This window comes from Psychrobacter pacificensis (assembly GCF_018336615.1).
Classification (GTDB): Bacteria; Pseudomonadota; Gammaproteobacteria; order Pseudomonadales; family Moraxellaceae; genus Psychrobacter; species Psychrobacter pacificensis.
The window spans coordinates 2652863-2667601 of the sequence record NZ_CP048752.1; the positions used below are offsets into that span (position 1 = coordinate 2652863).

General features: G+C 44.3%; 9 protein-coding genes. 6 read left to right on the forward strand and 3 right to left on the reverse strand.

The features are described 5' to 3' along the window. Window positions 1-95 precede the first annotated feature (95 nt). Complete coding sequence (locus GYK50_RS11215) at window positions 96-1025, reverse strand: DUF808 domain-containing protein (RefSeq protein ID WP_071002377.1); 930 nt, start codon at window positions 1023-1025, stop codon at window positions 96-98. 420 nt (window positions 1026-1445) lie between these two features. On the opposite strand from GYK50_RS11215, the gene GYK50_RS11220 reads away from it, so the two are divergent. The 5 genes from GYK50_RS11220 to GYK50_RS11240 all read left to right on the forward strand — a co-directional run bounded on the left by GYK50_RS11220 (window position 1446) and on the right by GYK50_RS11240 (window position 7484). Continuing rightward, window positions 1446-2300: a DsbC family protein gene (locus GYK50_RS11220; RefSeq protein ID WP_420070458.1), complete on the forward strand. Its 855-nt coding sequence runs from the start codon at window positions 1446-1448 to the stop codon at window positions 2298-2300. A gap of 386 nt (window positions 2301-2686) precedes the next feature. Next, window positions 2687-4045 carry a homoserine dehydrogenase gene (locus tag GYK50_RS11225; RefSeq protein WP_212563953.1) on the forward strand — a complete coding sequence of 453 codons (1359 nt, stop codon included), beginning with the start codon at window positions 2687-2689 and terminating at the stop codon, window positions 4043-4045. Window positions 4046-4188: 143 nt separating this feature from the next. Next, window positions 4189-5370, forward strand: coding sequence for a thiolase family protein (locus tag GYK50_RS11230; RefSeq protein WP_071002379.1), 1182 nt, complete (start codon window positions 4189-4191; stop codon window positions 5368-5370). Between the two features lie 456 nt (window positions 5371-5826). Continuing rightward, window positions 5827-6675: a DUF2382 domain-containing protein gene (locus GYK50_RS11235; protein ID WP_093067530.1), complete on the forward strand. Its 849-nt coding sequence runs from the start codon at window positions 5827-5829 to the stop codon at window positions 6673-6675. Window positions 6676-6917: 242 nt separating this feature from the next. Beyond that, window positions 6918-7484 (forward strand): YsnF/AvaK domain-containing protein, encoded by a 567-nt coding sequence (locus tag GYK50_RS11240; protein ID WP_212563954.1) that lies wholly within the window; start codon window positions 6918-6920, stop codon window positions 7482-7484. Window positions 7485-7584: 100 nt separating this feature from the next. Here the strand turns inward: GYK50_RS11240 and GYK50_RS11245 are convergent, their stop codons facing one another. Together GYK50_RS11245 and secA are read right to left on the reverse strand one after the other, a co-directional pair. Then, complete coding sequence (locus GYK50_RS11245) at window positions 7585-8115, reverse strand: hypothetical protein (protein WP_212563955.1); 531 nt, start codon at window positions 8113-8115, stop codon at window positions 7585-7587. Between the two features lie 232 nt (window positions 8116-8347). Next, window positions 8348-11149 carry a preprotein translocase subunit SecA gene (gene secA, locus GYK50_RS11250; protein ID WP_212563956.1) on the reverse strand — a complete coding sequence of 934 codons (2802 nt, stop codon included), beginning with the start codon at window positions 11147-11149 and terminating at the stop codon, window positions 8348-8350. Window positions 11150-11608: 459 nt separating this feature from the next. Between secA and mutS the strand changes: the two genes are divergently transcribed. Beyond that, window positions 11609-14692, forward strand: a complete 3084-nt coding sequence (gene mutS / locus GYK50_RS11255; protein WP_212563957.1) for a DNA mismatch repair protein MutS — start codon at window positions 11609-11611, stop codon at window positions 14690-14692. Window positions 14693-14739: the final 47 nt, after the last annotated feature.

Genomic DNA, 14739 nt, shown 5'->3' on the forward strand with positions numbered 1-14739 from the left:
AGCTACTAATAGCTTTGGGGCTTTTGCTTTAATAGGTTTTTGTTTAATTATCTATTTAGAATAAAATTGGACATAAGATAAAACCACAAACCAGCTTAATGAGTAGAAGAAGCCTTATCATCTTTGCCGCGAACTTTATCAATAATGGTAAGCAATGCCACAACTGCCACACCGATAATAAAACCAATAACACCATTTAATACGGTGGTTGTTACTCCTTCAAAAATACCAGTGAGATGTGCGATATCCTCTACACCGTGATGCAAAAAGCCAATACCATGTACTAAGATACCGCCACCCACTAAGAACATAGCCAACGTCCCTGCAATGGATAAAAACTTCATGAGCTTTGGCGCGGCGGCAAACATCACCTTACCTAATTTCTTCTTAAACGTGCTTTCTTGCTCCATCAGATGTAGGCCTGCATCATCTATTTTGACAATACCAGCGACCAAACCATAAATACCAATCGTAATACCAATTGCCAAGATGGACAATACTAAACTGCGTTCTAGCAAAGTAGCACTTGCCGTTGCGCCTAGTGCAATCACGATAATCTCAGCGGATAAGATAAAATCTGTACGTATGGCCCCTTTGATTTTTTCTTTTTCAAATGCCACTAAATCGACTGTTTCATCGGCATTGGCTTTTCGGCGAGCATTTTGTTCTTCATCATGTGGCAATGCATGTGGCCAAAACCGATGTATGACTTTTTCAGCCCCCTCATAAACCAAGAACAGACCGCCACACATCAATAAAAACGTGACAAGCGGTGGATAAATCGCACTAATCAATAACGCTGCTGGTACCAAAATGAGCTTATTGATGAACGAGCCCTTAGCAACTGCCCAGACAACAGGTAGTTCGCGGTTGGCTTTGACACCAGTAACTTGCTCAGCATTCAACGCCAAATCATCGCCCAATACCCCAGCGGTTTTTTTGGCAGCGACTTTGGTCATGACGGAGACGTCATCCAATATCACACTGATATCATCAAGTAAGGTTAATAAACTGGCACCTGCCATGTGTGCTCCTTAAAGCAAATTTGTTGAAGTAAGTACTACTGAAATCATTAAAACAAAGTTTTTTATTAGAGTTCTTATAAAAACAATTCTTATAATAACAATGCTGTTAGCAGTAGACTACAAGGGCACGTCCATATATTACATAGTACAAATGTATCTTATTTTTTGAATTTGTGTTGTCAGCTATTCTTAAAAGTTGGGATTATTTGCATTTATTAGACAGTGCATTTGAGCTGTCATTATCCATAAATATGCTAATATAGCGATTTTACCGCTTATCTTTACTATCAATCATTTATAAAAACTTCTGTAAAATTAAACCTTTAAAACACTATACAGACACCTTACTATATATTGTAATCCACAACGCTTTGTATATAACGAACTCATGTCTAGGCGCGATGCCTATAGGAAATCCATATGCCGTCATCCATTAGCAAAAATACCACGACGAATAATTTTTTCTCTCGTACTACCCTATCTCGTTTTGTGATGAGTGCCTTGCTAGTAGGTGTTGCTGCTGGCTGCTCAAACAATGCAGCGGATGCAACCGGTAATACCAGTGTTGTCAACGCGGCGCAGACCAAGGATGCACCAGCCAAAGCGTCAGCTGATAATGACTCTGCAGTAGTTAGTGCATTACAAGCAAACCTAAAGGCCTCTGGTATCGAAGAAACGATCGTCTCAGCGGTACCAACAGATATGGACGGTATTTATTGGGTGACTGCTGAAGGGCTACCCTCTTTCTTTACCGATAAGTCGGGTAAGCATATTATCCAAGGACAGATCGTTGCCGTTGGTGGTGATACGCCAGTTGATATCAGTGCTGCTTTGGCGGCCAGTACCGCGCAAGAAGCGTTAAAAGCTGTTGATAAAAAAGAGATGATCATTTATCCAGCAAAAGGTGAGACCAAAGCGGTCGTCTATGCCTTTACTGATGCCGACTGTGGCTACTGCCGTAAACTACATTCAGAAATGGATGATATCAATGCGCGCGGTATCGAAGTGCGATATCTCGCATGGCCACGCAGTCAAGAGTCTGTGCCAAAGATGGAAGCTATCTGGTGTAGTCAGGATCGTAACGCAGCGATGGATCAAGCAAAAATGGGTGCCAATGTGCAAGCGCCTAGCTGTGCTACCCCTGTGCAAGCGCATATGGCTCTAGGATCAAGACTGGGTGTACGCGGTACCCCTGCCATCTTTACTGAAGCAGGCGAGCAAGTAGGTGGCTATTTACCTGCAGCACAACTGGCGCAAGCTGTCGGTGCAAACTAATACTTAATCCTAACATGTGATATTTTTAATATATTCTAATATCTACCGTTTATATGAATGGATTTAAATATAAGACAGCACCGCTTGAGCAATATCTGAGTATGCCAAGTACAGATGAGCACGATAGTTATTCTATAATCTATACCCTATATAACCTTATCGACATTGTGTAGACGTCACAACTGCTTGTCGGTATGATACGATAAAGCGCGATGCAAAATTAGCAATACCCTTTTATCTGAGCATTTTTTATTCAACTATAATGAAGTATGTATGCAAAGTAGCACTAGAAAATGCCTATAGACTGCCGGTGTTATGCCGCAGACTCATTTGCTATTGCCCCAGCGTTATGCCCGCTTCATTATATTTAACCTCTTGAGGATACTGTGAGCAATTCCATCAAACTAGCGATACTTGGTTTAGGCACCGTCGGAACAGGTGTGATCAACCTAATCAATGACAATTTAGATGAGCTAAAACGCCGTAGTGGACGCGATATTATTATTACCGAAGTGGGTACGCGCCGTCAGCGTGATGATATTGATACCAGCATCATGCAAAACAGTGACTTGATGGCAATTGCGGCAAGCGACAATGTCGATATCGTTATCGAAGTGATTGGTGGTACGACCTTGGCTAAAGACGTCATCATGCAAGCTATTAAAAACGGTAAGCATGTCGTAACTGCAAATAAAGCGCTATTGGCTGAACACGGTAATGAGATTTTTGCCTTTGCTGAAGAAAATAATGTCCATGTTGCTTATGAAGCAGCGGTGGCAGGCGGTATCCCAATTATCAAAGTGATGCGCGAAGCGCTTGCTGCCAATAAAGTTGATTGGCTCGCAGGTATCATTAACGGTACTGGCAACTTTATCATGACCGAAATGCGTGACAAAGGTCGCCCATTTGCCGACGTACTAGAGGAGGCGCAAGAGCTGGGTTATGCAGAAGCAGATCCAACTTTTGATGTGGAAGGCATCGACGCGGCGCACAAACTAGCCTTGCTTGCCTCGATTGCCTTTGGTATCCCGCTACAGTTTGACAAAGTCTACTGTGAAGGCATCACTGGTATCACACTACAAGATGTCAACTACGCCGAAGAGCTTGGCTATCGCATCAAACATTTAGGATTTGCAGTACGCCGTGATGGTCAAGGCAACAGTGATGATGCTGGCGTTGAGTTGCGTGTACATCCAACGCTTATTCCACAAGATGCGTTGCTTGCCAATGTCAACGGCGTAAAAAACGCGGTATTGGTCAACTCACATCCACTTGGGCAAACACTCTACTGCGGTGATGGCGCTGGTGCTGGTGCTACTGCTTCGGCAGTGATGGCCGACGTCATGGATCTCGTCCGTGTATTAGGTAGCAAAAGTGGCGACGAGCAAAACAGCAGCGAGCAAAACAATCGTGGACACCATGTACCGCACTTAGCATTTATCCCTGAGCAACTCTCAGACACACCAATATTACGTGCTGAGCAGATGATTACTGGTTACTACTTACGTGTACATGCTTATGATAGCCCAGGTGTTTTAGCGGACATCACTCGCATCCTAAGCGATGCAGGTATCAATATCGATGCCATTCTACAGAAACCTGCGCATAAAGTGGGTCAAGTACCTGTCATTATCTTAACCCTACCTGTGGTCGAGAGTCAGATGAATATCGCTATCGAAAAAATTGAAAAATTAGAGACCATTACTGATAAAGTAGTACGCATTCGCTTAGATGAGCTGGCTTAAAACATAATTTTAGCAAGCCACGCTTATCACCCCCTTTATCAGTGAGCCAGGCAAGTGCTAACTGATAAAGAGTAACAGCGAACCAGCCCTTACCTCTCTATGAGGCACTTTCATTTAAAATACGTAAATAAGGAATAATAACGATGTCAAATGATGCAATTGTAATCTTAAACGGCGCACGTACACCAATGGGCGGCTTCCAAGGCGTACTAAAAGACATGAGTGCTAGCGATTTGGGCGCTGCTGCAATCAAAGCCGCTGTCGAACGCTCAGGCGTTAGTGTCGATGATATTGATGAAGTAATCATGGGTTGTATCTTGACTGCAGGTTTGGGTCAAGGCCCTGCCCGTCAAGCCATGCGCAAAGCTGGATTGTCTGACGCGACTGGCGCGGTCACCATTAACAAGCTATGCGGCTCAGGTCTAAAAGCCGTCATGCAAGCACATGATGGCATCAAAGCTGGTAGCTTCAATGTTGCTGTAGCTGGTGGTATGGAGTCAATGACCAATGCACCGTATCTGATGCCAGGGTCGCGTGGTGGCTACCGCATGGGTCACAAAGAAGTCAAAGATCATATGTTCTTAGACGGCCTAGAAGATGCTGAGACTGGTAAGCTCATGGGTATGTTCGCTCAAGAAATGGCGGATAAAAAAGGCTATACACGTGAAAAGATGGATGAGTTTGCCATCGAATCACTCAGTCGCGCGCTAACCGCTATCAAAGACAATCACTTCAAAGATGAAATTGAGCCTGTGACGTTTGAAACTCGTAAAGGCGAGCAAACGGTCGATACTGATGAGCAACCAGGCCTAGCGAATGCTGATCGTATCCCAAGCTTACGCCCAGCATTTGCAAAAGACGGTACGATCACTGCAGCCAATGCCAGCTCAATCTCAGACGGTGCTGCTGCTGTCGTCGTCATGAAAGAGTCACAAGCAAAGGCTGAAGGTCTGGATTATCAAGCTCGCATCGTTGCCACTGCTTCAAACTCTCGTCACCCAAGCGAATTCACCATCGCTCCGATCGGTGCCATCGAAAAAGTACTAGCAAATGCTGGCTGGTCAGTCGCTGATGTGGATCTATGGGAAATTAACGAAGCTTTTGCGATGGTCACTATGGCGGCTATGGACGAGCTAAACATCGACCACGCCAAAGTTAACGTTGAAGGCGGCGCTTGTGCGCTTGGTCATCCAGTAGGCTGTTCAGGTGCACGAATCCTAGTGACACTCATCAATTCTCTCAAGCGTACCGGCGGCAAAAAAGGCGTTGCGACACTTTGTATTGGTGGCGGCGAAGCAGTTGCCGTTGCTATTGAGCTTCCTTAAGTAAAAGTAATACTAGCGTGTCTTTGTTCAGATAATACGTAACATTTAACTTCACGCATTTATTGGTATTTATTTTTTGTTCAAGAACCGCATTGCTCATTGCTCTGCGGTTTTTTTGTGTCTATTGATTCAACATTAACTTCAAACATTTCTTTGTGTTAAGACTCGTTAAGTTGTACCCCACCTATGTTATACCACTTACAGCCTATTACATGTAATTACCCCAAGCGCACATTTTGCTACCTTGCTCATGTATTTCCTCCAAAATCATAGTGTTAGGATGGCTACAAGTTGATGCAGAGATGTTGTGATATATCTCTTAACTTACTTATTGAAATTCGATTATTGAAGTAATTTTTGCCTAGAATTTAAAATAAGTATTCATCAGCAATTTTAAGAATATCCATTTATAAAATAATTTTTACAAATACTAACTCATAAAAAAGGAAGACAATAATGAGCCAACTAATCCGTTTAAAAGATATTCAAGCCACTCATCGTGACCTAATCGGTGATGACTATTATGATCCAACAGACAAAACTGCTTACGGCGTTAATGAAGAAAAAATTGGTAAAATCGAAGGTGCGTTAGTAGAAGACACTACTGGCCGTATTCGTTACCTAATCGTTGATGCAGGTGGCTGGTTTAGCTCAAAAGAGGTATTAGTACCAGCGGGTCTTGCTCGTATTGTTGGTGATGATGTTTTCTTCGATAGCTTGACCAAGTCTCAAGTAGAAGCCATGGAAGTATATGACCACGACTATCAGTACAGCTATAAAGAACAGTACGAAAAAGACCGTCAAGCGTTTACTGCTGATACCGTTCCAGCTGAAGAGCGCGTAGACATCGCAGACCATTCTTATGATGCACCAAACACACTAGAGCTTTTAGAAGAGCGTTTGACTGTCAATAAAGACCGTATCGTTGCAGGCCTTGTAAAAGTTGGCAAACATGTTGTGACTGAAGAGCGCAATGTCGAGGTTGAGCTAGAAGAAGAACATGCTGATATTCAGCGCACTAGCGTTGATCGCCCAACAGACCGCCGCATCGGTGATATGGACGTTAATGATACCGTTGAAGTTGAGCTAGAAGCAGAACGTGCTCGTGTTGGTAAAGACACTTATGTGTCTGAAGAAGTTAATGTTGGTAAAACAACAGAGCGTCATACTGAAACTATCGTTGAGACTATCCAGCGCGAAGAGCTAGACGTTAATAATGACGGTAATGTGGTCGACCGTGAAGGCAACTTAGTTGACCGTGATGACATCACAGCAGATGATGTACGCCGCGCTCGTGGTATGTAATACCCTGATACTTTGCGTCTTTTAATGACATTGTGATTTCATTATGAGATGTGATAATAATAGGTAGCTAAGCATTTTGACTTAGCAGATTAAGACCAGAGCATGTCTCTGGTCTTTTTTGTATCGATAATATGGGGACGTGAGTTATTATAGTAATGATTAATGATAGTAATAAATTCAATATCATTCGTTAACATTGCATTTTGCCCGATTCATCATCTTATAATTATAAGGAAATAAAAATGACTACTGACCACACAGAAAACTTATACCAAGACGATTTGGAAAGCCAAAAAAGCACACTAGCTGATAAAACCTCCAATGTCGTCAATGTTGGGCATTTGGAGCTATTAGAAGAGCGACCTGTCATCAATAAAGAGCGCCTAGACGTTGGTAAAGTGACTGTTACCAAGCATGCCCGCACCAAGACCATTGAAGTGCCTATTGAGCTTATAGAAGAATACATTACCATTCGCACTGAGTATCATGATGCAGAGAGTCAAGAATTACTGTCAGGTAACTATGATGACAGAGATATATTGCGTCATGTTGAACCCTCACTAGATAGTAAAGCCGTGGTGACCGTCAATGGTAAACAAATAGAGGTTGGTAACGAGCCGATTGAAATCGTTCTATCACGCCAAGTAGCAACTATTACTAAAGATACCTACGCCGTCCAAGAAATTGATGTCAATAAGAGCACACATATCCATACCGATAGTATTCAAGTAGAGTTGAAACATGAAGAGCTCGATGTGACTGAAGAAGGGTTTTTGGCACATGAGGCCAATGCTACTCGACCAAAATAAGCCCTTTGGCGTTGATAGCAAGCATATAAATTACTGACATAAAAAAGCAACGCTAATCTCGCGTTGCTTTTTTATTATGACATTTACAGCAGTCAAACTTTTATACTTTATTACATTCAAACGTATTCACGGTTGACTCATCCGCACCCGCCGTACGCATGACACCAGTTTCACGTTCTTCATGCGCCACACGCCACTGAGTAAAACCTTCACCGCCATCTAACCCTGTGGCAACTTCAAACACTTCTGGATTACTGCCTTCATTGGTCTGATTCAGTGTTACTGTTCCCATATCAGTGGCAACGACCACTTGATTGGCATCTTCTTTATAAGTGGCTTCGACTTTTAGTTCAGGTGAGCACAGATACGATACCTGCGTCACGCTGCTGTTTACCGATGCGACCGTATCATCTTCTACTTCATTAAGTGAGGCATCTTCAGTATTTACAACGACATCACTTGGCTCAGCAGGCTCAGCTGACATTGGTACAGATTCTTCAGCATTGACACCATCTTCCATACTTGACTCTGGCTCTGATTGTTGCTGACAGGCACTGATCGTTAATGCACCAGCGAGCAACCCCGTCAATGCGACTGAGGTACGCAATTTTTTTAATAATTCTAAACTCATAACGCTCTCCCAAATAAATATGCTAAACACTATAGCGTGTCCATAAATTCACGCCTATGCTGAATTTGTAAGCAATCAATACAAAGTATTCATCTGCTATAGAACAGTAAATTATAGAACAAGCAGCCTTTATAAGATATAAAAAAGCCCCTATCTGGTTGAGATAAGGGCTTGCTATTTAGCAGTCTACAGACTTTAATCATAGTTGCTAATGATTAAAAGACCATACTGATTAGATTTTGCCGTGGCACTGCTTGTACTTGAGCCCTGAACCACAAGGACAAGGGGCATTACGACTGATATTCATACCAGCATACGGGTTTGGCTCTTTGGCATTGCTACCACTGGCACCACTGGCTGCCATAGCAGCGCCAGCTGCTGCCGTACCACTAAGGCTGCGGTTTTGTGGTTGCGGCTGAGCGGCGGCACTGTTTACGTTGCTATCTAAATTATCTACGTCATCATGTTCAAACTGCATTTGCATATGAGCCGCATTCTCACGCTGCTGAGCTTCCAACGCCTCTAGCTCTTCTTTGGTTGGGATATGAACACGTGATAAATCTTGTACCGTTTCAGACTTGATGGCACCTAGCATCATTTGGAACAATTCAAATGATTCACGCTTGTACTCTTGCTCAGGGTTTTTCTGTGCGTAACCGCGCAGGTGGATACCTTTACGCAGCTGATCCATCTGTGTCAAATGCTCTTTCCAGTGCTTATCTAGACTCTGTAGCATAAAATGACGCTCAAGCTGGGCGGCGTCTTGCTCACCCATTTGTTCACGGCGGCTGTGATAACGGTCTATGGCTGTTTGGATAATCTTGGCACGCAGTCCTTCTTCATCTAGACGGCGGTCTTCATCTAGCCAATCGTTGATCGGCATCGTGACTTTAAACTCGTCCTCAAGCTCATCTTCTAATCCGTCAATGTTCCACTGATCGTCGATAGAACCAGGCGGAATGAACTGGTTGATCATGGCGTTATAAACTTCATGATGCATCACTTCAATGGCTTCTAATAAGTCCATTTCGGCGAGCAAATCATCACGCTGACCATAGATAACTTTACGCTGCTCGTTGGCAACATCATCATATTTCAACAGATTCTTACGTGCATCAAAATCGCGGCTCTCAACTTTACCTTGCGCGTTTTCGATCGATTTTGACACCATCTTGTGCTCGATGGCTTCATCTTCTTTTAGACCCATGGCACGCATCATATTGACCACGCGATCGCCTGCGAAGATACGCATCAAATCATCTTCAAGCGATAAGAAAAAGCGCGACATCCCAGGATCCCCCTGACGACCAGCACGACCACGTAACTGGTTATCGATACGGCGTGACTCATGACGCTCAGAGCCAATGATATGTAGACCGCCCGCCGCTACCACTTGGTCATGCTTCACTTGCCACTGAGACTTTAGGCGCTGCATCTCCTCTGGACTGACCGAATCGACATCTTCGATAAACGACTGCCAATTACCACCAAGGATAATATCCGTACCACGACCTGCCATGTTGGTGGCGATCGTCACTGATTTTGGGCTACCAGCCTGTGCGATAATCTCAGCTTCACGCTCATGCTGCTTGGCGTTTAAGACGTTATGCTTCACGCCTTCTTGATCGAGCAAATAAGACAGTTCTTCACTGGCTTCAATGGTCGCTGTACCGACCAGCACAGGTGCACCTTTGGCTTGAATGTCTTTAATCTCGCGGATAATGCCCTTGTATTTGCCTAACTTGGTTAAGAAAATCTGATCATCCATATCGATACGAGCAATCGGCTCATGCGTTGGAATGACGATGACATCGAGATCGTAAGTAGATTTAAATTCTGCCGCTTCAGTATCAGCGGTACCCGTCATACCAGACAGCTTGTCATATAGACGGAAGTAATTCTGGAATGTCGTGGTCGCAAGCGTTTGGTTTTCTGCTTGGATTTCAACATTTTCTTTGGCTTCTACTGCTTGATGCAGACCTTCTGACCAGCGGCGACCAGGCATAGTACGGCCTGTGTTTTCATCAACGATGACCACCTCGCCTTCATCGACGATGTAGTGGACGTTTTTGACAAATACATGATGCGCACGGATGGCAGCTTGAACGTGAGCCAACAACGGCAAGCGGCTTGGGCTATATAAGCTCTCGTTTTCACCCAGCTCGCCCACTTCAACTAAGAAGCGCTCAATTTTTTCATAGCCTTTTTCGCTAATCTCAATCTGACGGTTTTTTTCATCAATCCAAAAATCTTCATCTTCGTTATTCTTGTTTGCTTCTTCGTCTTTTGAGCGCTTAAGCCGTGGAATGATGGTGTTAATCAGCGCATACATGCGTGATGAATCTTCAGCTTGACCCGAAATGATAAGCGGCGTACGAGCTTCATCAATCAAGATCGAGTCGATTTCATCGATAATACAGAAGTTTAGCGGGCGCTGTTTTTTCTCTTTTAGACTAAAGACCATGTTGTCACGCAGATAATCAAAACCGTACTCGTTGTTGGTACCGTACGTGATATCGGCTTGATAGGCGTCGATTTTTTCTTGTGGCGGCTGCTGTGAGTAAATCACGCCGACAGTCATGCCCAAAAAGTTAAAGAGCGGACGGTTGAGCTCCGCATCACGCGCCGCAAGATAATCGTTGACCGTGACCAAATGAACGCCTTTACCACTGATGGCATTGAGATACATCGCCAAGGTGCCCATTAGGGTTTTACCTTCGCCCGTTTTCATCTCAGCGATTTTGCCTTCGTGCAAAGTGATACCACCGATCAGCTGTACGTCATAATGGCGCATACCATTGACACGCAATGAGGCTTCGCGGCAGACGGCAAACGCCTCTGGCAATAGTGCATCTAAGCTTTCGCCTTTTTGGTGGCGGGCTTTGAACTCTGCCGTTTTTTGTTGTAGTTGCTCATCAGACAGGGCTTGTATTTCAGCCTCTTGTGCGTTGATCTTGCTGACCACTTTACGCATGCGTTTTAGTTCGCGGTCATTTTTGGTGCCAACCACACTGCCTATAATCTTTGATAACATAATTTTTTGACCTATGGAATATTCGATAATTAGTGCGCATTAGCCAAAGCTTAGCTCGTGGCCTTGTCATTACCCGACTAAGTACTACCTAATTTAGTATCGCCCAATTAAGTGTGCCGTCATTATATATGGTTATGGCGCTGATGGATACAAGGGCGGTGAGTAGATATTTGCCAAGGCAAAAACCGAGCAGGACGTGTTAAAATAGCGCTTACTTTATTAAATTTCTTAGCTTTTTTGGTGCCTGTATGTGATAGCTATAAGGTAGCTGTCATATGGCGCTGTCGATATAATCTAGCCTAAATCTAATCGTTATATCCTTCTTCGGTACGTACCAGGCGCATTTGTTATATCAACTCTATCGTACCAAAACAATCTATAAAACTGGCGCTAATCCGAAACCAGCTGCCGCAAATGCTATTTAATAAAAATCTATCGAAACACAATAAGAGACTCTGCATGACCGTAAAGCCGTCCGTCCAAAATCATTCATCTATTTCTACTCAATCAGATAATGCCTTATCAAAACCAAATACATCTGACTGTTTAAGCATCGGCGATACCGTCTATAACTTAGCAGATCATACGCCAATGATGGTGCAATATCTAACCATGAAAGCCAACTATCCACAAGCATTGCTGCTATACCGGATGGGGGATTTTTATGAGCTGTTCTTTGATGATGCTAAGCGGGCGGCGCAAATATTAGACATCACCCTAACGCGTCGTGGTACGGATAAAGCGGGCAACCCGATAGCGATGGCGGGCGTTCCTTTTCATGCAGCAGATAGTTACATGGCACGCCTCATCGCGGCTGGGCAAACGGTCGTCGTGTGTGAGCAAATTGACGAGTCGACAACGACCAATGCTGGCAGCGCTAACAATAAGGCCAATATCCCTGCGATGGGCGACAAGCAAAAAAAAGACAAAAGTAAATCGGCGGCTGGTAGCATCATGCGCCGTGAAGTGGTCAAAACGCTGACAGCAGGTACCATCACTGATGATGCATTAATCGCACCAAACCATACACCGACTGTCGTCGCCATCGATATTGCTCATTTAAAAACGCAAGATAATAGCCAGACGTTACAAGCAGCTGTTAGCCAAATGGATCTAGCTGCAGGTACATTGACTACCCAGACGCTAATAGCAGATAAAAACGATATAGATGGATTGCAAACTCAAATGCTGACGGTACTTGCTCGTTTTGCGCCTAGTGAATGTATCATTAGTGAAGCACTCAGCGATAGCATTGGCGGCACTGATGGCACTGATGCAGAGTGGATGCTGTGGTTACGGCAACATCTGGACTGCCCTATTATAGAAGTCGCGGCCAATGACTTTCACCGTACGCACGCGAGCGACACGCTTTGTCAGCAGTTTGAGGTGCAACGTCTTGATGGTTTGGGTATCGCAGATAACGTACTGGCGCAAACTAGCTGTGCTGCGCTTATTCATTATGCACAGCAAACGCAGCAGCGCCATGTGCCACAAGTCAATCAGCTGATCGTTGAATACAGTGACGATTATTTGATTATTGATGCCAATAGTCAGCAAAACCTTGAGTTATTTAGTCCAGTCAGTAGTAGCGGTACTTCCCTAATATCCGTCCTTAACCATTGTCAAACGCCAATGGGCAAGCGGCTATTGGTACAGCAAATGAAGCGTCCACTGCGTCAGCATTCACGCATCAATATGCGTCTAGACGCGATAACGTCCCTATTGAATGCGGATGGTAATTCGAATCAAAATTCAGAAAATAGCTCACTGGTGACACGTTTACGAGAAACACTGAATACCATTGGCGATATTGAGCGAATCAGCAGTCGCATCGGGCTGATGAGTGCCAAACCTCGTGATTTACGCAAGCTCGCCGATGGTATCGCTAGCAGCGCCCAGATTACCACTCTACTGACAGCGTCAGGTATCAGCCATGAAGACGCTGGTCTATTGCCGATGTTGATGCAGCAATTGCCTGCCAGGCTGCCAGACGTTCAAGCGGTGGCTGAGTTAATCGAGCGCGCCATTGTCATTGAACCACCTGCACATATCCGTGATGGCGGTATGATAGCTGCCGGTTATGATGAAGAGTTCGATCGCCTCACCCATCTTCACGACAATATCCAAGTGACATTGGATGAGATGGTAGAGCGAGCGCGTCAAGACAATCAATTACCGAGTCTAAAAGTCGGCTTTAATAAAGTCAGTGGCTTTTACTTTGAATTGCCCAAGATGCAAGCGAAAAATGCCCCTGCCCACTTTATCCGTCGGCAAACGCTCAAGAGTAGTGAGCGTTTTATTACTGATGAATTAAAAGAGGTCGAGACAGAATATCTGAGTGCGCAATCTCTGGCATTGGCTCGTGAGAAAACGCTGTACCAAGCGCTGCTCAATCAATTAAATACGCATTTGGCTGAGCTACAACAGCTGAGTGCGGCTATTGCCCAAATAGATGTCCTCAGTAATTGGGCGCAGCTTGCGACGACTTACCATTGGCAACGCCCAGTTATGGGAGGAGTTTCAGAAAATCAAAATAAATCTATAGCCAATAATCAGACACATATTGATATCCGCCAAGGTCGTCATGTCGTGGTCGAAGCGGCGTTAAATCAAGCGAACGCGAACAATCGAAACGGTGCTGCATCAAGTACAAATTATTTTGTCGCCAATGACTGCGTGCTGGGTAGCCCCAATGCTGATCAAGGACATCCTGAAAGACTGCTCCTCATCACTGGCCCTAACATGGGTGGTAAGTCTACCTATATGCGCCAAACAGCGCTGATTGTTCTACTCGCGCATTGCGGCAGCTTTGTGCCCGCCGAGCATGCACATATTGGTGATATTGACCGAATATTTACCCGTATCGGCTCGGCTGATGATCTGGCTGGTGGCAAATCTACCTTTATGGTGGAGATGATAGAGACGGCCAATATATTAAATCAAGCGACCCATAAATCACTGGTATTGATGGATGAAGTCGGACGCGGCACCGCCACCACTGATGGTTTGGCAATCGCTCATGCCTGTGTCAACCGTCTAATCGATATTGGCTGCCTGACGTTATTTGCCACTCATTATTTTGAACTGACGCAATTGGGACAGACAAGTGACGATATTCGTAACGTCCACGTCGCCGCCAGTGAAATCGATGGTCAGCTACTCCTCCTTCATCAGATCTGTGAGGGCGCTGCAAGCTCAAGCTTTGGATTGCATGTCGCCAAAATGGCAGGTATCCCCACTCAAGTATTAAATGATGCCAAACGTTACTTGATAGACAATCTAAAAGCAGAAAATGAAAAAACTATTGATGATAAAAATGACTTAGCTAAGTCAGTAACGGATAAACAGCAAAAGTCTAACAACAACTTGGTTCAAGAGCAGCAGGCTAGTTACACGCTTCAATCACCAAATATAGTAGATAATCTAAAGCAAAATCAGTTATTTAGCATAGAAGACGAACTAAGCGACATTGATCCTGATAGTCTGACACCCAAACAAGCGCACGATTTGATCTATTATTTAAAAAAAATCATTAGTCATTAAAGGGAATTGTCAAATCGTAGTAAAGGCGCTAAAATACGCTTTATTTT